Origin of the sequence: Anaerotruncus massiliensis (ex Togo et al. 2026) (genome assembly GCF_900199635.1) — a bacterium.
GTDB lineage: Bacteria > Bacillota > Clostridia > Oscillospirales > Ruminococcaceae > Anaerotruncus > Anaerotruncus massiliensis.
This window is the reverse complement of sequence record NZ_LT962687.1, coordinates 84,113-103,808: the sequence shown is the minus strand read 5'-3', so window position 1 is coordinate 103,808 and position 19,696 is coordinate 84,113. Positions and strand designations below refer to the sequence as shown.

At 60.4% G+C, this 19,696-nt stretch carries 36 protein-coding genes; all 36 read right to left on the bottom strand.

The genetic code is table 11. From position 1 onward, the window contains the following. Positions 1 to 115: 115 nt before the first annotated feature. Entirely contained in the window at positions 116 to 457 is a 342-nt protein-coding gene (gene rplQ, locus C1A13_RS01100) for a 50S ribosomal protein L17 (protein ID WP_101548349.1), read from the bottom strand. An 86-nt stretch (positions 458 to 543) separates the two neighbouring features. Continuing rightward, positions 544 to 1,503, bottom strand: coding sequence for a DNA-directed RNA polymerase subunit alpha (locus tag C1A13_RS01095; RefSeq protein WP_101548347.1), 960 nt, complete (start codon positions 1,501 to 1,503; stop codon positions 544 to 546). 90 nt (positions 1,504 to 1,593) lie between these two features. Continuing rightward, the gene (gene rpsD / locus C1A13_RS01090; protein WP_101548329.1) at positions 1,594 to 2,214 is read right to left on the bottom strand and encodes a 30S ribosomal protein S4; all 621 of its coding nucleotides are present in this window, start codon (positions 2,212 to 2,214) and stop codon (positions 1,594 to 1,596) included. 41 nt (positions 2,215 to 2,255) lie between these two features. Then, a complete protein-coding gene (gene rpsK / locus C1A13_RS01085) occupies positions 2,256 to 2,657 on the bottom strand; it encodes a 30S ribosomal protein S11 (RefSeq protein ID WP_101548327.1) in 402 nt (133 codons plus the stop codon). Positions 2,658 to 2,676: 19 nt separating this feature from the next. Next, a complete protein-coding gene (gene rpsM, locus C1A13_RS01080) occupies positions 2,677 to 3,045 on the bottom strand; it encodes a 30S ribosomal protein S13 (RefSeq protein WP_101548325.1) in 369 nt (122 codons plus the stop codon). Positions 3,046 to 3,080: 35 nt separating this feature from the next. After that, positions 3,081 to 3,194 carry a 50S ribosomal protein L36 gene (gene rpmJ, locus C1A13_RS01075; RefSeq protein ID WP_066455330.1) on the bottom strand — a complete coding sequence of 38 codons (114 nt, stop codon included), beginning with the start codon at positions 3,192 to 3,194 and terminating at the stop codon, positions 3,081 to 3,083. Positions 3,195 to 3,232: 38 nt separating this feature from the next. Then, the gene (gene infA / locus C1A13_RS01070; protein WP_066455331.1) at positions 3,233 to 3,451 is read right to left on the bottom strand and encodes a translation initiation factor IF-1; all 219 of its coding nucleotides are present in this window, start codon (positions 3,449 to 3,451) and stop codon (positions 3,233 to 3,235) included. After that, complete coding sequence (locus C1A13_RS01065) at positions 3,444 to 3,713, bottom strand: KOW domain-containing RNA-binding protein (RefSeq protein ID WP_207726248.1); 270 nt, start codon at positions 3,711 to 3,713, stop codon at positions 3,444 to 3,446. Before C1A13_RS01065 ends, infA begins: the two co-directional genes overlap by 8 nt. 14 nt (positions 3,714 to 3,727) lie before the next feature. Then, entirely contained in the window at positions 3,728 to 4,474 is a 747-nt protein-coding gene (gene map, locus C1A13_RS01060) for a type I methionyl aminopeptidase (RefSeq protein WP_101548323.1), read from the bottom strand. Positions 4,475 to 4,476: 2 nt separating this feature from the next. Next, positions 4,477 to 5,109, bottom strand: a complete 633-nt coding sequence (locus C1A13_RS01055; protein ID WP_101548321.1) for an adenylate kinase — start codon at positions 5,107 to 5,109, stop codon at positions 4,477 to 4,479. Between the two features lie 13 nt (positions 5,110 to 5,122). Next, the gene (secY, locus tag C1A13_RS01050; protein WP_101548318.1) at positions 5,123 to 6,427 is read right to left on the bottom strand and encodes a preprotein translocase subunit SecY; all 1,305 of its coding nucleotides are present in this window, start codon (positions 6,425 to 6,427) and stop codon (positions 5,123 to 5,125) included. A gap of 1 nt (position 6,428) precedes the next feature. Next, positions 6,429 to 6,866, bottom strand: coding sequence for a 50S ribosomal protein L15 (gene rplO, locus C1A13_RS01045; protein WP_101548316.1), 438 nt, complete (start codon positions 6,864 to 6,866; stop codon positions 6,429 to 6,431). A 20-nt stretch (positions 6,867 to 6,886) separates the two neighbouring features. Further along, the gene (rpmD, locus tag C1A13_RS01040) at positions 6,887 to 7,063 is read right to left on the bottom strand and encodes a 50S ribosomal protein L30 (RefSeq protein WP_101548314.1); all 177 of its coding nucleotides are present in this window, start codon (positions 7,061 to 7,063) and stop codon (positions 6,887 to 6,889) included. A gap of 13 nt (positions 7,064 to 7,076) precedes the next feature. Then, positions 7,077 to 7,580 carry a 30S ribosomal protein S5 gene (gene rpsE / locus C1A13_RS01035; protein ID WP_101548311.1) on the bottom strand — a complete coding sequence of 168 codons (504 nt, stop codon included), beginning with the start codon at positions 7,578 to 7,580 and terminating at the stop codon, positions 7,077 to 7,079. A 16-nt stretch (positions 7,581 to 7,596) separates the two neighbouring features. Further along, positions 7,597 to 7,956 carry a 50S ribosomal protein L18 gene (gene rplR, locus C1A13_RS01030; protein WP_101548309.1) on the bottom strand — a complete coding sequence of 120 codons (360 nt, stop codon included), beginning with the start codon at positions 7,954 to 7,956 and terminating at the stop codon, positions 7,597 to 7,599. Positions 7,957 to 7,970: 14 nt separating this feature from the next. Continuing rightward, complete coding sequence (rplF, locus tag C1A13_RS01025; protein WP_101548307.1) at positions 7,971 to 8,516, bottom strand: 50S ribosomal protein L6; 546 nt, start codon at positions 8,514 to 8,516, stop codon at positions 7,971 to 7,973. 15 nt (positions 8,517 to 8,531) lie between these two features. Next, entirely contained in the window at positions 8,532 to 8,930 is a 399-nt protein-coding gene (gene rpsH / locus C1A13_RS01020; protein ID WP_101548305.1) for a 30S ribosomal protein S8, read from the bottom strand. 33 nt (positions 8,931 to 8,963) lie between these two features. Next, positions 8,964 to 9,149, bottom strand: coding sequence for a type Z 30S ribosomal protein S14 (locus tag C1A13_RS01015; protein WP_101548303.1), 186 nt, complete (start codon positions 9,147 to 9,149; stop codon positions 8,964 to 8,966). Positions 9,150 to 9,161: 12 nt separating this feature from the next. After that, positions 9,162 to 9,701: a 50S ribosomal protein L5 gene (gene rplE, locus C1A13_RS01010; protein ID WP_101548301.1), complete on the bottom strand. Its 540-nt coding sequence runs from the start codon at positions 9,699 to 9,701 to the stop codon at positions 9,162 to 9,164. Positions 9,702 to 9,717: 16 nt separating this feature from the next. Then, positions 9,718 to 10,041 (bottom strand): 50S ribosomal protein L24, encoded by a 324-nt coding sequence (gene rplX / locus C1A13_RS01005; RefSeq protein ID WP_101548299.1) that lies wholly within the window; start codon positions 10,039 to 10,041, stop codon positions 9,718 to 9,720. Positions 10,042 to 10,056: 15 nt separating this feature from the next. After that, on the bottom strand, positions 10,057 to 10,425 hold the full coding sequence (gene rplN / locus C1A13_RS01000; RefSeq protein WP_101548298.1) for a 50S ribosomal protein L14: 369 nt from the start codon (positions 10,423 to 10,425) through the stop codon (positions 10,057 to 10,059). A 48-nt stretch (positions 10,426 to 10,473) separates the two neighbouring features. Next, positions 10,474 to 10,731 carry a 30S ribosomal protein S17 gene (gene rpsQ / locus C1A13_RS00995; RefSeq protein ID WP_101548297.1) on the bottom strand — a complete coding sequence of 86 codons (258 nt, stop codon included), beginning with the start codon at positions 10,729 to 10,731 and terminating at the stop codon, positions 10,474 to 10,476. Between the two features lie 22 nt (positions 10,732 to 10,753). Then, positions 10,754 to 10,954, bottom strand: a complete 201-nt coding sequence (gene rpmC, locus C1A13_RS00990; protein ID WP_101548296.1) for a 50S ribosomal protein L29 — start codon at positions 10,952 to 10,954, stop codon at positions 10,754 to 10,756. Next, positions 10,954 to 11,385: a 50S ribosomal protein L16 gene (gene rplP / locus C1A13_RS00985; RefSeq protein WP_101548295.1), complete on the bottom strand. Its 432-nt coding sequence runs from the start codon at positions 11,383 to 11,385 to the stop codon at positions 10,954 to 10,956. Before rplP ends, rpmC begins: the two co-directional genes overlap by 1 nt. Then, a complete protein-coding gene (rpsC, locus tag C1A13_RS00980) occupies positions 11,385 to 12,092 on the bottom strand; it encodes a 30S ribosomal protein S3 (protein ID WP_101548293.1) in 708 nt (235 codons plus the stop codon). Before rpsC ends, rplP begins: the two co-directional genes overlap by 1 nt. A 21-nt stretch (positions 12,093 to 12,113) precedes the next feature. After that, positions 12,114 to 12,449 (bottom strand): 50S ribosomal protein L22, encoded by a 336-nt coding sequence (gene rplV, locus C1A13_RS00975; protein ID WP_101548289.1) that lies wholly within the window; start codon positions 12,447 to 12,449, stop codon positions 12,114 to 12,116. Positions 12,450 to 12,476: 27 nt separating this feature from the next. Further along, positions 12,477 to 12,752, bottom strand: a complete 276-nt coding sequence (gene rpsS, locus C1A13_RS00970) for a 30S ribosomal protein S19 (protein ID WP_101548286.1) — start codon at positions 12,750 to 12,752, stop codon at positions 12,477 to 12,479. Positions 12,753 to 12,777: 25 nt separating this feature from the next. Beyond that, on the bottom strand, positions 12,778 to 13,611 hold the full coding sequence (rplB, locus tag C1A13_RS00965) for a 50S ribosomal protein L2 (protein ID WP_101548284.1): 834 nt from the start codon (positions 13,609 to 13,611) through the stop codon (positions 12,778 to 12,780). 64 nt (positions 13,612 to 13,675) lie between these two features. Next, on the bottom strand, positions 13,676 to 13,972 hold the full coding sequence (gene rplW / locus C1A13_RS00960) for a 50S ribosomal protein L23 (protein ID WP_101548279.1): 297 nt from the start codon (positions 13,970 to 13,972) through the stop codon (positions 13,676 to 13,678). Next, entirely contained in the window at positions 13,972 to 14,595 is a 624-nt protein-coding gene (rplD, locus tag C1A13_RS00955) for a 50S ribosomal protein L4 (protein ID WP_101548277.1), read from the bottom strand. Before rplD ends, rplW begins: the two co-directional genes overlap by 1 nt. 19 nt (positions 14,596 to 14,614) lie before the next feature. Beyond that, entirely contained in the window at positions 14,615 to 15,247 is a 633-nt protein-coding gene (gene rplC / locus C1A13_RS00950) for a 50S ribosomal protein L3 (protein WP_101548275.1), read from the bottom strand. A gap of 83 nt (positions 15,248 to 15,330) precedes the next feature. After that, positions 15,331 to 15,642: a 30S ribosomal protein S10 gene (rpsJ, locus tag C1A13_RS00945; RefSeq protein WP_006873286.1), complete on the bottom strand. Its 312-nt coding sequence runs from the start codon at positions 15,640 to 15,642 to the stop codon at positions 15,331 to 15,333. 500 nt (positions 15,643 to 16,142) lie between these two features. Continuing rightward, entirely contained in the window at positions 16,143 to 16,808 is a 666-nt protein-coding gene (locus C1A13_RS00940) for a hypothetical protein (protein ID WP_101548273.1), read from the bottom strand. Between the two features lie 56 nt (positions 16,809 to 16,864). Beyond that, positions 16,865 to 18,301: a proline--tRNA ligase gene (gene proS, locus C1A13_RS00935; protein ID WP_101548271.1), complete on the bottom strand. Its 1,437-nt coding sequence runs from the start codon at positions 18,299 to 18,301 to the stop codon at positions 16,865 to 16,867. Positions 18,302 to 18,508: 207 nt separating this feature from the next. Next, positions 18,509 to 19,234: a Bax inhibitor-1/YccA family protein gene (locus C1A13_RS00930; RefSeq protein WP_101548269.1), complete on the bottom strand. Its 726-nt coding sequence runs from the start codon at positions 19,232 to 19,234 to the stop codon at positions 18,509 to 18,511. Positions 19,235 to 19,305: 71 nt separating this feature from the next. Further along, positions 19,306 to 19,536 (bottom strand): acyl carrier protein, encoded by a 231-nt coding sequence (locus C1A13_RS00925; protein WP_101548267.1) that lies wholly within the window; start codon positions 19,534 to 19,536, stop codon positions 19,306 to 19,308. Positions 19,537 to 19,696: the final 160 nt, after the last annotated feature.

Sequence of the window (19,696 nt, the reverse complement as noted above, 5' to 3'; positions counted from 1 at the left end):
CTACCGACAACCTCCGCCGCTCGTTGAGCGGACAATCTAAACCCGCCGCCTAGGGCCAACCCCGGGGAAGATAAAAAGAGGGACCGCACGGTGTGCGGTCCCTCTTTTAAATAAATCAAACGAGCTCGATGATAGCCATCTCTGCGGCGTCACCGCGGCGAGGTCCGATCTTGACGATCCTGGTATAGCCGCCCTTGGTCTCTTTGTACTTCGGGGCGATCTCGTCGAAGAGCTTCTTCGCAACGTCCTCCTTTGTGACAAAGGAGAGCACCTGACGCTTGGAGTGGAGATCGTTGGTTTTCGCCGTTGTAATCATCTTCTCGGTCATCGCGCGGACTTCCTTGGCCCGGGTGACGGTGGTTTCGATCTTGCCGTTTTCCAGCAGGAAGGTAACCATCGCCCTGAGCATCGCCATTCTGTGGCTGGAAGACCGGCCGAGTTTCCTGGTTCCTGGCATTCTGTTTCACTCCTTACCCAATGCTTTGAGATTCCCGCCCGTTAACAGCCCGGACGGGGTTGGGCCGCGGGGCGCGGCCGGTAAATTCAGTTGTCGTCGTCCTTAGAAAGGTCGAATCCCAGTGACTGTAACTTCCAGATGACCTCTTCCAGCGATTTTTTGCCGAGGTTCCGGACCTTCATCATCTCGTCGGGGGACTTGTTGATGAGGTCTGCCACGGTGTTGACGCCGGCCCTCTTCAGACAGTTGAACGCGCGAACAGATAAGTCAAGCTCTTCAATGGTCATCTCAAGGAGTTTATCCTTGCCGGTATCCTCTTTCTTGTCCATGATCTCGGTCGCACTCACCTCGTCGGAAAGATCGACGAAATGATTGAGTTGCCTATTGAGGATCTTGGCCGCCAGACTGACCGCCTCCTTCGCGGAGATGGTGCCGTCCGTCCAGACTTCCAGCGTTAATTTATCGTAGTCGGTTATCTGTTCCACGCGGGTGTTTTCCACCGTGTAGTTGACCTTGAGCACGGGGGTATAGATGCTGTCCACGGCGATGGTGCCCACCGGGGCTTTTTCCAGCTCGGTGTGCTTGTTGCGCTCGGCCGAGACGTATCCCTGGCCCTTCTTGAGCGTGATCTCCATGGAGAGCTTCGCGCCGGCGTCGAGCGTCGCGATATGCATGCTCGGGTCGAGGATCTCGACCTCGCTGTCGCACTCGATGCTGCCCGCAGTCACTTCACATTCACCCTGCGCATCGATCCTCACCGTCTTGGGCTCGTCGCAATAGAGCTTTGCGGTGAGGCCCTTGATATTGAGGATGATCTCGGTTACATCTTCTTTTACGCCCGGGATTGTCGAGAATTCGTGTTGTATTCCGTCGATCTTCACAGAGATGACCGCAACACCAGGAAGAGAGGAAAGCAGCACGCGGCGCAGCGAGTTGCCGAGCGTTGTACCAAATCCCCTGTCCAACGGTTCCGCAACAAATTTGCCGTAACTGCCGTCAGATTTGAGCTCGACCGTTTCTATCTTGGGCTCTATGATCTTGACCATTATGGACCCTCCTTCTGCGGCGGGAGCATTCCCGCCTGGTCATTCTCGTTTCCCTGCAACCATGCTTGGCGCGTGATTCACGCAGCCGGATTATTTGCTGTACAACTCGACGATGAGATGCTCTTCAACATCCAGGTCGATGTCCTCACGGTTCGGGAGCTCGATGACGCGTCCGGTCATATTGGTCTTGTCGCAGTCGAGCCACTTGGGAACGGGACGGGAGCCAAACGCTTCCACCACGCCCTTGAGCTTGTCGCTCTTGGACTTGACGGCAACGGTGTCGCCGGCCTTGAGCAGGATGGAGGGGATGTTGGCCTTCTTGCCGTTCACGGTGAAGTGGCCGTGGCGGACGAGCTGGCGGGCCTCCTTGCGGGAGGAAGCGAAACCGAGGCGGTAGACCACGTTGTCGAGCCTGCTCTCGCAGATGCGCAGCAGATTCTCGCCCGTGACGCCGGGTTTCGCGGCGGCCATATCAAAGTACTTGGCGAACTGGCTTTCCAGGATGCCGTAGTAACGCCTGGCCTGCTGTTTGGCGCGCAGCTGGACTCCATATTCGGAAGCCTTTCTGGTGCGCGCTTTGCCGTGCTGCCCGGGGACGGTGGCCCTGCGGGTGACGGCGCACTTATCGGTGTAGCAACGCTCGCCCTTGAGGAACAGCTTCTTGTTCTCGCGGCGGCAGAGCCTGCATACAGCGCCGGTATATCTTGCCATAAATTGCACCTCCTGATTGGTTGGCGGCTATGAGCCGCTGCTTATACGCGCCTTCTCTTGGGCGGGCGGCATCCGTTGTGCGGAATCGGGGTGACGTCCTTGATCATGTTGACCTCGAGTCCCGCCGCCTGCAGCGCGCGGATGGCAGCCTCACGGCCCGAGCCCGGGCCCTTTACAAACACTTCGACCGTCTTGAGTCCGTGCTCCATCGCAGCTTTCGCGGCGACTTCCGCAGCGGTCTGCGCGGCAAACGGGGTGCTCTTGCGGGAACCGCGGAAGCCGAGCCCGCCGGCCGAGGCCCACGAAAGGGCGTTGCCCTGGGTGTCGGTGATCGTCACGATCGTGTTGTTAAAGGTGGACTGGATATGTGCGGCGCCACGCTCGATGTTCTTGCGTTCCCGACGCCTGCGAGTGGCGGTCTTTTTAGCGGCAACCTTTGCCATCGTCTATATCCCTCCCTGATTATTTCTTCTTGTTGGCGATTGTCTTCTTGGGTCCCTTGCGGGTGCGCGCGTTGGTCTTGGTGCGCTGTCCGCGGACGGGAAGCCCTTTGCGGTGACGCACGCCGCGGTAGCAGCCGATCTCAACCAGGCGCTTGATATTCAGCGCCGTCTCACGGCGAAGGTCGCCCTCCACCTGCACGTTGTGGTCGATATACTCACGCAGTTTGGAAACGTCGTCCTCCGTAAGGTCCTTGACACGGATGTCCGGGTTCACTCCGGTGGACTCGAGGATCTGCTGTGCGGTTTTGCGGCCGATCCCGAAGATATAGGTCAGCCCGATCTCGACCCGCTTGTCTCTCGGCAGGTCAACGCCAGCTATACGAGCCATACTGTTCTTGCACCTCCATTATTCTGGTCTGCACTTTAGCCCTGACGCTGTTTGTGCTTGGGGTTTTGGCATATTACCATGATGCGGCCCTTGCGCTTGATGATCTTGCATTTTTCGCAAATCGGTTTCACGGAAGGTCTGACTTTCATGCGAAACTACCTCCTTCAATCGGTAAAAACGGTATCTGCTATTTGGAACGCCACGTGATGCGCCCCTTGGTCAGGTCGTACGGAGACATCTCCAGCGTGACCTTGTCTCCCGGCAGGATGCGGATGAAGTTCATCCGCAGTTTGCCGGAAATGTGCGCCAAAAGCTGATGCCCGTTGGGCAGCTCCACGCGGAACTGTGCGTTGGGCAGGCTCTCCACGACGACGCCCTCAATTTCGATGACATCTTCCTTAGACAAGCTGATTTCCTCCCTCGTCTGATTCCCGCCGGAGGGCGGCAAGCGCCCTGCGCAGCTTTCGATTGGTGTCGATGCCCGAAAGGTCGAGCACCGTGTTGGTTTTCCGGATGTGTTTGACGCTCTTACGCTTTGGGGCTTCCAGCGGCCTGCGTCCGCCGTCGCAGAGCAGGACCCGCCCCTCTTCCTCCGCGAGGGCCACAAAGTAGCCTCCCGCGTCGTGCCCCGCCTTCGAGCACACCACGCGACCCCTTTCGACCGGCATCCCGCACCTCCCGCTCAAGGCAGAGTCAGGATGACCGGGCCGCTCTCGGTGATCGCGACGGTATGCTCGAAATGCGCGGCGAGCTTATGGTCGTTGGTCACGACCGTCCAGTCGTTGTCCAGCACGTGCAGCGCGGGTGAGCCCTCGGTGATCATCGGCTCGATGGCGATGACCATGCCGGGGACCAGCCGCACGCCGTGGCCGGGGCGCCCGTAGTTGGGCACCTCCGGTTCCTCATGCATCTCGGTCCCGATCCCGTGCCCGACATACTCGCGCACGACGCCGTAACCGAGCGCCTCCACGTACGACTGCACCGCGTACCCGATGTCCCCCAGCCGCGCGCCCGGTTTTGCAACCGCGATCGCCGCCAGCAGGCTCTCTCTTGTCGCGTCCATCAGCTTCTGGGCCGCATCGCTCACCCTGCCCGCGGCGAAGGTCGCCGCGTTGTCCCCGTGGTAGCCGTCAACGATGGCTCCCACGTCGATGCTCACAATGTCGCCCTCCTGGATGACGCGTCCCCCGGGGATGCCGTGGATGATCTCGTCATTCACCGACACGCACGCGCTGCCCGGAAAACCACCATACCCTAAAAACGAGGGGATGGCGCCTTTGGATTGAATGAAACTTCTGACGGCCCGGTCGATCTCGCCCGTCGTAACGCCGGGTCTGACCGCCGCGCCCCCCACCTGCAACGCCTGTGCTGAGATGGAGCCGGCGCGTTTCATCTTCGCAAGCTCCTTCGACGTTTTCAGCACGACCATACTTAAGCCTCCAGCGCGGCAAGCGTCAGTTTCGTGGTGTCCGCAACTTCTTCCTGGCCTTCCACGATGCGGAGCTTGCCCTTCTTCTGGTAGAACTCCTTGAGGGGCTCGGTCTGCTCGTGGTAGGTGGCCAGGCGGCCGCGCACGGTCTCGGGCTGGTCGTCCTTGCGGATGATCAGCTTCCCGCCGTCCTTGTCGCACACGCCCTCCACCTTGGAAGGCTTGTAGTCGACATGGTAGCTGGCGCCGCAGCTCTCGCAGACCCTGCGGCCGGAAAGCCGCCGTTCGATCGCCTCGTCGGCGACCTCGATGTCGATGACCCTGTCGATCTCGACGCCCATCTCGTCAAGCGCGGCGGCCTGCGGGACGGTGCGCGGGAATCCGTCGAGGATGAACCCGTTTTTGCAGTCGTCCTGCTGGAGCCGCTCCTTGATGATGCCGATCACGACCTCGTCGGGCACCAGCGCGCCGCTCTCCATATAGGATTTCGCGCGCAGACCCATCTCGGTCCCGTTCTTGAGCGCCTCACGGATGATGTTGCCCGTGCTGATGGCCGGGATTCCCAGCTTTTCACAGATGACTTCCGCCTGGGTGCCTTTGCCGGCGCCGGGAGCGCCGAGGAGTATCAGTTTCATAACGACATCTCCTTTACTCTAAGAAGCCCTTGTAGTGGCGCATCATCATCTGGCTTTCCAGCTGCCGGAAGGTGTCGAGCGCCACGCCCACGACGATGATGATCGAAGTTCCGCCGAGCGCGATGTTCATCTTGGTGATACCGCCGATGCCGATCGGCAGGACGGCCACGAGCGCCAGGAAGATACCGCCGACCAGCGTGATCTTGGAGATGATCCGCGCGATGAAGTCGGAGGTCGGACGGCCCGGACGGATGCCGGGGATGGTGCCCGAGTTGTTCCTGAGGTTGTTGGACATCTCGATCGGGTTATACTGAATCGCCACGTAGAAGTAGTTGAACGCGAGGATCAGGATAAAGTAGAGCACCGCGTAGAGCGGGGTGTTGTAGTTGAACGCGCCGAGGAAGTTCGCCCAGAAGCCGGTGCCGTTGGGGGCCACGAACGCCTTGATGGTGCCCGGGATCGCCAGCAGCGAGGAGGCGAAGATGATCGGCAGAACGCCCGACATGTTCACTTTAATGGGGATGAAGGTCGACTGTCCGCCGTACATCTTGCGGCCTACGACCTTTTTGGCGTACTGCACCGGGATGCGCCGCTCGGCGTTGGTCATGATGATAATCACCACGATCAGCGCGAGGAAGAGCACCACAATGAGCGGAACGGTGAAGTAGTACATCGGCTGCTCGGAGCCCATCTGCAGGTAGATCCAGAGCTTCTGGATCGCCGCCGGGCCGCGGGAAACGATGCCGGCGAACAGGATCATCGAGATGCCGTTGCCGATGCCGTGCTCGTCGATGCGCTCGCCCAGGTAGACGATCAGCATCGCGCCGCCCATGAAGGCCGCGATGATGACGATCGCGGAGAAGATTCCCGCGAAGCCGCTGCGGTACATCACGGCGCCGCTCTGGTTGCGCAGCAGGGTGTAGTAGGCCCATGCCTGCAGAAGCGCGAGCGCGACGGTGACGTAACGGGTGATCTTGTTGATCTTTCTGCGCCCGTCCTCGCCCTCCTTCGCCATGCGCTCGAGGGCCGGGATGGCCACGGTGAGCAGCTGGATGACGATCGAAGAGGTGATATACGGGGTGATGGACAGCGCGAAGATGGTCGCCCTGGCGAACGCGCCGCCCGAGAGGATGTCGAGATAGCCGAGCAGGTTGCCCGCGTTGGCGGGGTTCTGGAGCATCTGCTGGAGAACCTGCGCGTCAAGGAAGGGCACCGGGACGGCCGTGCCGAGCCGGAAGAGCACCAGGATCATCAAGGTGTAGAGGATCTTTTTCCTCAGGTCCGCAATGTGCCACGCGTTTTTTAACGTCTGGAACATTTTACTTCACCTCAGCCTTCCCGCCTGCTTTCTCAATCTTTTCCTTGGCAGACGCTGAAAAAGCCGCGCAGTTGACGGTGAGCTTCTTGGTGATCTCGCCGTTGCCGAGGACTTTGACGCCGTCAAGGGTCTTTTTGAGGATACCAGCGTCGAGGAGCGCCTGGGCGTCCACGACCGCGCCATCCTCGAATTTCTCGAGATCGGAAACGTTGACCGTGGCGTAATGGGTGGCGAAGATGTTCACGAAGCCGCGCTTCGGAACACGCCGCGCCAGCGGCATCTGGCCGCCCTCAAATCCGGGCTGTTTGGCGCCGGAACGGGCCTTCTGGCCTTTGTGGCCCTTGCCCGCCGTCTTTCCGTTGCCGGAACCGTGGCCGCGGCCCTTGCGGAACACGTCCTTGTTCGAACCCGGCACGGGGGAAAGTTCATGCAATTTCATTTGACCTGCACCTCCTTGCTTTATGCGTTGGTGACCTCAATGAGGTGGGAAATTTTCGTGATCTTGCCCTTCGTCGCGTCGTTGTCGGGCTGGGTGGTGGTATCGCCGATCCTGCGCAGTCCCAAGGATTCGGCGGTGGCAATCTGGTCGTCTTTTCTGCCGACGAGGCTCTTAACGAGCTTGATGGTAAGCGCCATAACGCCTTCCTCCTTATCCAATAATATCCTTCACGGATTTGCCGCGGATGGCCGCGACCTGCTCCGCGTCACGCAGGGAGCACAGCCCCTGGATGGTCGCCGAAACGACGTTGCAGGGGTTGTTGGAACGCAGGCACTTGGTACGGATGTCCTTGATGCCCGCGGTCTCCATCACCGCACGGACGGGGCCGCCCGCGATGACGCCGGTTCCTTCCGGGGCCGGTTTCATCAGCACGCGTCCCGCGCCGTAAACGCCGATCGCCTCGTGGGGGATGGTCGTTCCCTTGAGGGAGATCTTGTGAAGGTGTTTTTTCGCGTCCTCAATACCCTTGCGGATGGCGTCGGGTACCTCGCCCGCTTTACCAAGCCCGAAGCCGACCGTGCCGTTGCCGTCGCCGACAACCACGAGGGCCGCGAACTTGAAGATGCGTCCGCCTTTCACCGTTTTGGAAACGCGGTTAATCGCTACGACGCGCTCCTTGAGCTCGTCATTGTTGTTCGCATTAAACTGAGCCAAAAGTATCCCTCCTTCTTTAGAATTTGAGGCCGCCTTCACGGGCCGCTTCCGCCAGCTCCTTGACGCGCCCGTGGTAGATATAGCCGCCGCGGTCGAACACCACTTCGCTGATGCCCTTGTCGGCCGCTTTCTTCGCAATCGCTTCGCCGACCTTCTTGGCCGCTTCCTTGTTGCCGCCGTTGCCCTCGAAATCCTTGTCCAGCGAGGACGCCGCGCACAGCGTCACGCCGTTTTCATCGTCGATGATCTGGGCATAGATGTGTTTGGCGGAGCGGAAGACATCAAGACGAGGGCAGCCAGGCGTGCCGCTGATCTTCGCCCTGACCCTGCTGTGCCGTTTGAGTCTGGCGACATTCTTGTCAGGCTTCGTTACCATGTTACTTCACTCCTTTACTTCTTGCCCTTGCCCGCTTTGCCTTCCTTGCGGATGATCACTTCGTCGATATACTTGATCCCCTTGCCCTTATACGGCTCGGGCGGGCGCTTCTCGCGGACTTCCGCCGCGAACTGGCCGACCTTCTGCTTGTCGGGGCCGTGGATGATGATCTTGTTGGGCGCGGGGACGTCGATCGTGATGTCGGCGTTGTCCTCCATGAAGACCTGGTGGCTGTAGCCGAGGGTCATGACGAGCTGTTTGCCCTGCTTGGCCGCGCGGTAGCCGACGCCGTTGATCTCGAGTTCCTTCTTGAACTCCTCGGTGACGCCCTGCACCATGTTGGCGACCAGGGTGCGGGTCAGCCCGTGCAGGCTGCGCATCTCCTTCTCGTCGTTGGGGCGGGTCACGAGGATCTCGCTGCCTTCCTGCTTGATGCCCATCTCGGGGCGGAAGGTCTGGGTCAGGGTGCCCTTGGGGCCCTTGACGGTTACCGTGCTGCCGTCGATTTTGACGTCGACGCCCGCGGGCACGGTGATGGGTTTTCTTCCGATTCGACTCATTTCACCGCACCCCCCTTACCAAATGAACGCGAGGACTTCGCCGCCGACATTCTCTTTGCGAGCCTGCCTGTCGGTCATAACGCCCTTGTTGGTGGACAGGATGGCAACGCCGAGTCCCTTCATCACGCGGGGCATATCCTCACAGCTGGTGTAGATGCGCAGGCCGGGTTTGGAAACCCTGCGAAGGCCCTGGATGACCGGGGTCTTGCCCTGCCCGTATTTCAGGACAACGCGGATGGTGCCCTGTTTGCCGTCCTCGACGACGGTGAAGCTCTTTATATATCCTTCATCCAACAAAATCTGAGCAATTGCTTTCTTCATGTTGGAAGCAGGAATATCGACCGTATCATGTTTTGCACTGTTCGCATTTCTGATACGGGTCAGCATGTCAGCGATCGTATCGGTGATATGCATGCCGTCAACCTCCTTTATTCGCTCAGCTTTGTTTTACCAGCTTGCCTTCCTGACGCCGGGGATCTGCCCTTTGTACGCCAGTTCCCTGAAACAAATACGGCAGACTCCGAATTTGCGAAGGTAAGCGTGCGGCCTGCCGCAGATCTTGCACCGGGTGTATTCCCTGGTGGAGAACTTCGCCGGGCGGCTCTGCTTGATCTTCATCGATGTTTTTGCCACAGTTTTCCCTCCTTACTTCGCAAATGGGGCGCCCATGAGCGTCAAGAGCTCGCGGGACTCCTCGTCGGTTTTCGCAGTGGTGACAAAGCAGATGTCCATGCCCCGGACCTTGTCGATCTTGTCGTAGTCGATCTCGGGGAAGATCAGCTGCTCCTTGAGGCCCATGTTGTAGTTGCCGCGCCCGTCGAAGCCGTTGGGGTTGATCCCACGGAAGTCGCGCACGCGGGGCAGGGCCACGGAGAACAGCCTGTCGACGAACTCATACATCCGGTCGCCGCGCAGGGTGACCTTTGCGCCGATGTTCATGCCTTCACGCAGCTTGAAGTTCGCCACGGATTTTTTCGCCTTGCAGATGACCGGGCGCTGGCCCGTGATCTTGGAAAGGTCAGAAACGATTGCGTCGATGATCTTGGGATTGTCCCGCGCCTCGCCGCAGCCGACATTGATGACGACCTTATCAAGCTTGGGGATCTGCATGACAGATTTATAGCTGAATTTCTTCATCAGCGCGGGAGCGATCTCGCCCACGTACTGGTCCTTGAGTCGTGCCATGATTTCTCCTCCTTACTTAAAAAGTTTCGCCACATTTCGGGTTTTTGCAGATACGTTCCTTCTTGCCGTCGTTGAGAACCTTGTGGGCAATCCGGGTGGGCTTGCCGCATTTGGGGCAGACGAGCATGACCTTGGAGGCGTACATGGCGCCCTCCGCCTTCACGATGCCGCCGGGATCGCCCATTTTGCGGGGCTTGACGTGCTTGGTCATCATGTTGACGTGGTCGACGATGACCTTGCCCTCCTTGGGGGAGACCTCAAGAACCTTGCCCTGCTTGCCCTTGTCCTTGCCGGACAGAACGATGACTGTATCGCCCTTTTTGACGTGAAGCTTATTCACTTTTGAGCACCTCCATTACAGCACCTCGGGAGCGAGGCTTAAAATCTTGAGGTACTCCTTTTCGCGGAGTTCCCTCGCAACCGGTCCAAAGATACGGGTACCTCTGGGGTTTTTATCTTCTCTGATGATGACCGCAGCGTTCTCGTCGAAGCGGATATAGGTCCCGTCGTCGCGGCGGATCCCCTTAGCGGAACGAACGATTACCGCCTTGACCACGTCGCCCTTTTTCACCTGACCGCCGGGCGCGGCCTTCTTGACGGAAGCCACGACCACATCGCCAATGTTGGCGTATCTCCTGCGGGAGCCGCCGAGCACGCGGATGCACATGAGTTCCTTCGCACCGGTGTTGTCGGCTACTTTGAGATAGGTCTGCATCTGTATCACAGAGCGTTCCTCCTTTCAATCGGACTGTCGGAAAAGACCGTCCGGATGTTATTTCGCCTTCTCAATGATTTCGGTGACCCTCCACCGTTTATCCTTGGACAGGGGGCGGGTCTCCATGATCTTGACCTTGTCGCCAACGCCGCACGCGTTCTCTTCGTCGTGCGCCTTGAACTTCACGGTGCGCTTGATGATCTTCTTGTAAAGGGGATGTTTGACGTTGTCCTGGATGGCGACGACGACCGTCTTATCCATCTTATCGCTGACAACCGTGCCGACACGGGTCTTGCGGAGATTTCTTTCGCTCATTTACCTTCGTCCTCCCTTCCGCTTACTGCGCGCTCTTAAGCTCGTTGGCCCGGATCTGGGTCTTCACCCGCGCGATGTCCTTCTTGACGATGTTCAGGCGCATCGGGTTATCGAGCTGGTTGATCGCGTGCTGGAAACGAAGGTTGAAAAGCTCGGCTTTGAGGTCGTTGAGCTTCTCCTGAAGCTCCTTGTCAGACAGTTCCCTGATCTCAGTTGCCTTCATTACTCTTCACTCCCCTTTTCCTCAGTCTCTTTGGCAACGAACTTGCACTTGATGGGCAGCTTGTGCGCGGCAAGACGCATTGCCTCACGGGCCAGGTCCTCGGGCACGCCGCCGATTTCAAACATCACGCGGCCGGGCTTGACGACTGCGACCCAGTACTCGGGGCTTCCTTTACCGGAACCCATGCGGGTCTCGGCCGGTTTTTCGGTGATCGGCTTATCCGGGAAAATCTTGATCCAGACCTGGCCGCCGCGCTTGATGTAGCGGGTCATGGCGATACGGGCGGCCTCGATCTGGTTGGAGGTGACCCACGCCGGCTCAAGCGCCTGCAGGCCGAAATCTCCGTAAGTGACGGTGTTGCCGCGCAGGGCCTTGCCCTTGAGGCGGCCGCGCTGAACACGGCGGTATTTCACACGTTTTGGCAGCAGCATTACTGTTTGCCTCCTTCCCTCTGGGGACGGTCATCCCTGCGGGGCCTCTTGGCATCCCCGAGAACCTCTCCGGCGTAGATCCATACCTTGACGCCGATTCTTCCGTAGGTGGTGTTCGCCTCGGCAAAGCCGTAGTCGATGTCGGCGCGGATGGTCTGCAGGGGGATGGTGCCCTCATGGTAGTGCTCGGTCCTCGCGATCTCGGCGCCGCCCAGACGGCCGGACACCTGGATCTTGATGCCGCGGGCGCCGAACTTCATCGCGCGTCCGATCGACTGCTTCATGGCGCGGCGGAAGGAGACGCGGGCTTCCAGCTGGGCGGCGATCGACTCGGCCACGAGCTGGGCGTTCTTGTCGGGGGACTTGACCTCGACGACGTTGATGAAGACCTGGCGCTTGTCGGCCGCGGCCTTGCCCTTGTTGATCATCTCGTCGCACTGGCGGCGGATCTTCTCGATCTCGGCGCCGCCCCTGCCGATGACGATGCCCGGGCGGGAGCAGTGGATGTGGATGCGCACCTTGGTGGCGTCGCGCTCGATTTCAATGCGGGGGATTCCTGCATCGTAAAGGGTTTTCTTTAAGAACTTGCGGAGCTTATAATCCTCGACAAGGATATCGCCGAAAGCATCGTCCTTAGCAAACCAGCGGGAATCCCAATCCTTAATAACTCCGACACGAAGGCCGTGCGGATTCACTTTTTGGCCCATAGTTTACCTCCTCTTTCAGCGTTATTCTTGTTCTTTGACGGTGATGAAGACGTGGGACGTCCTCTTGAGTACGCGGAACGCCCTGCCCTGCGCGCGGGGGCGGATCCGTTTCATCGTCGGGCCGGGGGTGACGTAGCACTCGGACACGTACAGGTTGTTCCTGTCCATGTTGAAATTGTTCTCGGCATTTGCCACGGCCGACTTCAGCAGCTTCTCCAACGGCTCGCAAGCGGCCTTGGGGGTCTGCCGGAGAATCGCCATCGCCTGGTCGGCGGGCTTGTTGCGGATAAGATCAAGCACGATCTGCACCTTGCGAGGCGCGATGCGGGCATGTCTCAGCGAAGCTCTTGCTTCCATGGTTGAGTTCCTCCTTTCGGCCTCGTTTTAGTTGCTCTTCCTGGCGCCGGCGTGTCCGCGGTAGGTCCTGGTGGGGGCAAACTCGCCGAGCTTGTGCCCAACCATGTCCTCGGTCACATAAACCGGCACGTGCTTGCGGCCGTCGTGGACCGCGAAGGTGTGCCCGACAAAATCGGGGAATATCGTCGAAGCGCGGCTCCAGGTCTTGAGGACCTGCTTTTTCTCGCCGCTCTCGTTCATCTTGCGGACCCTCTCCAGCAGAACGGGCTGAACGTACGGTCCCTTTTTAATGCTTCTACCCATGAATATTTCCTCCTTTCAGCCCGTCTTACTTCGCGTTGCGGCGCTTGACAATAAACTTGTCGGAGCGGTTGTGTTTGGCGCGGGTCTTGTAACCCAGCGCGGGCTTGCCCCAAGGGGTGACCGGGCCCGGACGTCCGACCGGGCTCTTGCCCTCGCCGCCGCCGTGCGGGTGGTCGCAGGGGTTCATGACGGAGCCGCGGACGGTCGGGCGCCAGCCCATGTGGCGGCGGCGGCCGGCCTTGCCGTAGTTGACGTTCTCGAAATCGATGTTGCCGACCTGGCCGATCGTGGCCACGCAGATCTCGGGGATGTTGCGAAGCTCGCCGGAGGGCAGGCGGACGAGCGCCATGCCGTTTTCCTTCGCCATCAGCTGGGCCATGACGCCGGCCGAACGCGCCAGCTGCGCGCCCTTGCCCGGGTAAAGCTCGATGTTGTGGATGAAGGTACCGGTCGGGATGTTCATCATCGGCAGCGAGTTGCCCGGCTTGATGTCCGCCTTGGCGCCGGAGACCACCGTGTCGCCGACCTTGAGGCCGTTGGGCGCGATGATGTAGCGCTTCTCGCCGTCCTCGTACTGGACGAGCGCGATGTGGGCGGTGCGGTTGGGGTCATACTCGAGCGTCAGGACCTTGGCCGGGATATCGGCCTTGTCGCGCTTGAAATCGATGATGCGGTATTTCCGGCGGTTGCCGCCGCCGCGGTGGCGGACGGTGATCCTGCCGTTGCTGTTGCGTCCGGAGTGCTTCTTGACAGGCTCAAGCAGGCTCTTTTCCGGAGCGACCTTGCTCAACTCGCTGTAGTCGGTGACAGTCATCTGCCGGCGACTGGGCGTAGTGGGCTTATAGCTCTTAATAGCCATTCGGTTTCACTCTCCTCATTTTAGTTAGCGGGGCAGAGAACCCCATACGCGGCGCAGGGCGCCATTAGAGCATGGTGTCGAAGAACTCGATCGTCTTCGAACCCTCGGTCAACGTCACGATCGCCTTCTTGAAGGAAGGGGTGTAGCCCTGGTTGCGGCCCATCCGTTTCAGGCGGCCGCGGCAGCTGATCGTGTTGACCGACGACACCTTGGCGCCGGGGAACAGCGCCTCGACGGCCTTGGCGATTTCAATCTTGTTGGCGTCCTTGGCGACCCGGAAGGTGTACTTCCGAAGCTGCACGTTCGCCATCGAAGCCTCGGTGATGACCGGACGGAGGATAATGTCCTGCGGAGCTTTCATTATGCGTACACCTCCTCGAGTTTGGCGACGGCGTCTTTCGCGACGATGAACTTGTCGCAGTTGACGATGTCGTAGACGTTGAGCGTGTTGACCAGCGCGGTCTTGACGCCCGGGATGTTGGAAGCGGATTTGATGAACTGGTCGTTCTTGTCGCCCATGACGATGAGCGCCTTCTTTTCCGCGCCGAGCGCCTTGAGCATGTCGACCACCGGGCGGGTCTTGTAGCCGTCCACGGTGATCTGGTCGACCACGATCAGGTCGTTCGTGAGGACCTTGTCGGAGAAGACCGATTTGATCGCCAGGCGGCGGGTCTTCTTGTTGAGGGAGTAGCTGTAATCGCGCGGCTTGGGGCCGAGCGCGATGCCGCCCTTGCGCCACTGGGGAGCGCGGATGGAACCCTGGCGCGCGTGGCCGGTGCCCTTCTGCCTCCAGGGCTTCTTGCCGCCGCCGGTAACCTCGGTGCGGGTCAGGGTCGACTGGGTGCCCTGGCGCTGGTTGGCCAGATAATTCACGACGCACGCGTGCACGACCGCCTGATTGGGGGTGATGCCGAAGACGGCGTCGGAAAGCTCGATCTCAGAAACGGCTTTGCCGGCCATATCATAAACTTGAACCTTTGGCATTGTGTGTGTCCTCCTTCCCTTACGCCTTGACGCTATCGGTGATGCAGACCACGCCGCCCTTGGCGCCGGGGATCGCACCTCTGATCGCGATGAGATTGTTTTCCGCGTCCACCTTGACGACCGCAAGGTTCTGGACGGTGACGTGTTCGTCACCCATGTGGCCCGGGAGGCCCTTGCCCTTAAAGACGCGGGACGGGGACGAGCAGGCGCCGTTGGAGCCGGCGTGGCGTCCGACGGGGCCGGAGCCGTGGGTCGCTTTGAGGGTGTGGTTGCCGAACCGCTTGACGGTGCCGGCGTAGCCCTTGCCCTTCGAGGTGCCCGCGACATCCACCGCGTCTCCCGCGGCGAAGGCGTCGGCCTTGATGATGTCGCCGACGTTTAAGGACGAGCAGTCCTCCAGACGGAACTCCTTGAGGGTGCGCTTCTGCGCGACGTCAGCCTTCGCGAAGTGTCCCTTGAGCGGTTTGTTGATCGCCTTGTCCGAGATGTCGCCATAACCGATCTGCACGGCTTCATAGCCGTCGTTTTCGATTGTCTTCTTCTGGACGACAACGCAGGGGCCGGCCTCAACGACGGTCACGGGGATCACTTTTCCGTTCTCGTCAAAAAGCTGGGTCATGCCGATCTTTTTGCCTACGATGCACTTTTGCATACCTTTCTTACCTCCTGAAGGTTATTGGTCGGCTCTCGCCGACTTGACCTGACGGCGGATCCGTCGTCGGGGTTTCGCGCGGCTTAGAGCTTGATTTCAATCTCCACGCCGGCGGGGAGTTCGAGTCCCGTGAGCGCCTCGACCGTCTTGTTCGAGGGACGCAGGATGTCGATGAGCCGTTTGTGGGTCCTCATCTCGAACTGCTCGCGGCTGTCCTTATACTTGTGGACGGCGCGCAGGATGGTGACGATTTCCTTCTCGGTCGGCAGGGGGATCGGACCGGAAACGCGGGCGCCGGTGCGCTTTGCCGTTTCCACAATCTTCTCCGCCGATGCATCGACGAGCTGGTGATCGTAACCTTTGAGCCTGATTCTGATTTTCTCCTTGACTGCCACTGAAGATCGCCTCCTTAATGTTTTCTGACGACACTTCACATACCGAATCGCTCTGTACACCCCTCCGGGTGTTTCGCGGGCGGGCATACAAAAAATCCGGTAAACCTTCCAGTTTAGCCGGACTTCATACCGCCCGCGGCCAAAAGCCGCCGCGCCGCGCAAAATGCCTCTGGAGGCGCATTGCGCACGCTTTCATCAGTATTAAAGTCGCCCGGTTTGAAATCGGACATACTCCGCGGAAATTCCCCGCCTCAAAGGGCGGCCACCTCCCGCATCATCGCATATCTGTGCAGTCACGCTCGATTATAATACCACAACCCCCGTCACAATGCAAGTATTTTCTGATAAAAATTCGTAAAAAGCTCCAAAAAATTTTCGCTTCCCAGCCGCCGTCAAAAGTCCCTTTTCAGGAAAGTTTCCCCGCTCCCCCGGCGGCTTATGCGGGCGGCCCGGGGCGAAAAAAGAGGGGCGGCTCCGCCGCCCCTCTTTTGAGGGATTCTTTAAAACTCCGGGCCCTTGTTTTCCGGCTGCTGCGGCGCCTCCGGCGCGGCGGGCGGGGCCTTGGGGCTGCTGCCCGCGGGCATCGCGGCGTAATTGATGCCGGCTCCCTGCGCGGCCGAAAGGCTCGCGAGGTAGGCCTTCTTCTGCTGGCTCGACCCGACGAGGTAGAGGATCGGCAGGACGACGCCGCCTACGAGGCTCACCAGCCCGTTCAGCGAGAAGACGCCGCCCGAGAAGAGCATGCCGATCACGCCGAGGATGAGCAGCACGATTCCCCACGCCATGAAGAAGCCGCTCTTCTCCGGACGGGAGCTGCGGCTCAGCCCCATGATGCCCGCGATGGCGCGCGGGACGGCGGCGATCGCCGCGAAGAGGATCATGACCGCGCTGATCACGGCGAAGACGCCGCCCATCACCGACTGGAACTCCTCGTCCTGCATGAGCTCATAGAACTGCTCCGGGTCGTCGATGCCCGCCTGCGCCGCGAAGGAGGGGTCCTCCATCGCGATCTCCATGATCATGCTCGTAAAGCCGCTCGAGCTGCCGCCCAGCTCCTTCTGGACGTCCATCGAGATCATGCCCGCGGACACCAGCCCGAGCACCGCGAAGACGATCATCAAAATCGCCGTCACCTTGAGCAGCGTGTTCTGATAGGTCATTTCCATGTTCTTACCCCCGTTTGCTGTTTATTCCGGCGCGCGCCGGGAAATTCGGATCCGGATCAGTACGCCCGGCCCCAGATGATCGAGGTCGTGGCGGGCCTGCCGCAGATCGGGCAGACGTCGCCGATCCGCTCCTGCTCGAAGGGCATGCAGCGGGAGGTGAGCCCCGCCTCCTCCTTGACGCGCAGCTCACACGCCTCGTCGCCGCACCACATCGTCTTGAAGAAGCCGCTCTTTTCCGCCGCCAGCGCCTTGAGCTCGTCGAAGGTCCGCGCGGTCCAGGTGCGCGCCTCGCGGTTGGCAAGCGCCTTCTGATAGAGGCCGTCGTGCACCGCGCGCAGCAGCTCGGGCACCTTCGCCTCCAGTTCGTCGAGGGAGACGACCGTCTTCTCGCGGTTGTCGCGCCGCACGAGCACGCACTGGTTCTGCTCGATGTCGCGCGGGCCGATCTCCAGCCGGAGCGGCACGCCCTTCATCTCGTACTCCGCGAACTTCCAGCCCGCCGAGTTGTCGCTATCGTCCATCTTCGCGCGGCAGAAGCCCTTCAGCTTTTCGGTGATCTCCCCCGCCTTTTCGAGCACGCCCTCCTTGTGCTGGGCGACCGGCACGACGATCACCTGCACCGGCGCGATGGCGGGCGGCAGCACCAGCCCGTCGTTGTCGCCGTGGGTCATGATGATCGCGCCGATGATGCGGGTCGACATCCCCCACGAGGTCTGGTGCGGGTACTGGGGCTTGTTGTCGCGGCCCTGGAAGGTGATGTCGAACGCGCGGGCGAACCCGTCGCCGAAATAGTGGGAGGTGCCCGACTGGAGCGCCTTGCCGTCGTGCATCATCGCCTCGATCGTATAGGTGGCCTCCGCGCCCGCGAACTGCTCCTTTTTGGTCTTGCGGCCCTTGGTGACGGGGATCGCGAGGCTCTCCTCGCAGAAGTCGGCGTAGACGTTCAGCATCCGCTCGGTCTCCGCCATCGCCTCCTCGGCCGTCTCGTGCATCGTGTGGCCCTCCTGCCACCAGAACTCGCAGGTGCGCAGGAAGGGGCGGGTGGTCTTCTCCCACCGCACGACCGAGCACCACTGGTTGTAGAGCTTGGGCAGGTCGCGGTAGGAGTGGATGATGTTCGCGTAGTGCTCGCAGAAGAGGGTCTCGGAGGTCGGGCGCACGCAGAGGCGCTCGGTGAGCTTCTCCTCGCCGCCGTGGGTCACCCACGCCACCTCGGGCGCGAAGCCCTCGACATGGTCCTTCTCCTTCTGGAGCAGGCCCTCGGGGATGAACATCGGCATCATGACGTTTTCATGCCCCGTCGCCTTGAAGCGGCCGTCGAGGTCGTGCTGGATGTTCTCCCAGATCGCGCAGCCGTAGGGGCGCACGACCGTGCAGCCGCGCACCGACGAATAGTCCGCCAGGTCGGCCTTTTTAACGATGTCGGTGTACCATTTCGCGAAGTCCTCCTCCATCGAGGTGATCGCTTCCACCATCTTTTTCTTGTCCGCCATAAAGCATGTTCTCCTTCGGCGTCCCGCGGGGCGCCCCAAAATATGACCGGCGGCCCGGGGCCGCCGCGGCATTACCCTTGTATCATAACGAATTTTCGCGCGAATTGCAAGGCCCGGCCTTCCCCGCCCGCCGGTTTCCCGCCCCGGCTTCCCCGGGAACCGCAAAACAGGCCGCCGTCCGCAGGACGGCGGCCTTCCGCGCTCCGGTCACTTGCGCTTGCCGAGCAGGCGCAGCAGATAGAGGAAGAGGTTGATGAAGTCGAGATAGAGGTTGAGCGCCGAATAGATCGAAACCTTTTCCAGCATCTCCGCGTCGCCCTCGAAGGCGTGGTAGTAGTCCTTGACCTTCTTGGAGTCGTAGGTGGTGACGCCGAGGAAGATCGCGACGCCGATAAAGCAGATCGCCGTCTCGAAGCCCTCGAGCCCGAGGAAGAGGTTGACGGCCCCCATAAGCAGCAGCGCGAGCAGGCCGAAAAGGATGAGCGGCGCGAAGCCGGAGACGTCGCGCTTGGTGATGAGGCCCGCCGCGGCCATCACGCCAAAGAAGACGGACACGACGCCGAAGACGAAGATCGCGCTGCCCGCGTCGTAGAGGAGCAGGAGCGGCGAGAGCGCGATGCCGGTGAGCACCGAATAGCAGAGAAAGATCACCCGCGCGGTGGTCACCGAATACTTCCGGATGCGGGAGGTGAGGTAGAAGACGAGCGCGAGCTTGCCGATCAGCAGCGCGAAGGGCAGCCAGGGGGTGATAAAGAAGAGGAGCACCATCCGGGTCGCGTAGAGCAAAAAGGAGGTGACGAAGGTGAGCAGGAGCCCCAAAAACATCCAGCCGTAGGTTTTGGCCACATGCCGGTAGAGGGGGGTCTGCACCTGCTGGCGGACCGCGTCGAGGTCGGTGCCGTCCTGGAAGCCGCCGTAGCTGTTCTCGTTCATCCGGGTTCATCCTTTCCTAATGAAGTGAAAAAATAAAATCCCCGCCGTCCCGGCGGGGATTCCGAAACGCGTCAGTTGGCGTGGTCTTCGATATATTTGACGATGTCGCCGACGGTCTTGATGTTCTCGATCTCCTCGTCGGGGATCTCGCAGTCGAACTCCTCCTCGAGGGACATGACCAGGTCGACGATGTCCAGCGAGTCGGCGCCCAGGTCGCTCTGGATGTTGGCCTCCATTGTGACGACGTCTTCCTCGACGTCCAGCTGGTCCACGAGAAGCTCTCTGACTTTTTCAAATACCATGATTGTTTCCTCCTATAATTCGTTCTATCGGTACCTCGTATGATCTGACGGAAGGGGCCGCCGTGGGCGGACCCGCCTTGCTAACGACAACTATCATACCCGTTTTGCCACGGTTTGGCAATAGGTATTTGCACATATTTTGTCGGGTTTTCCAATTTGC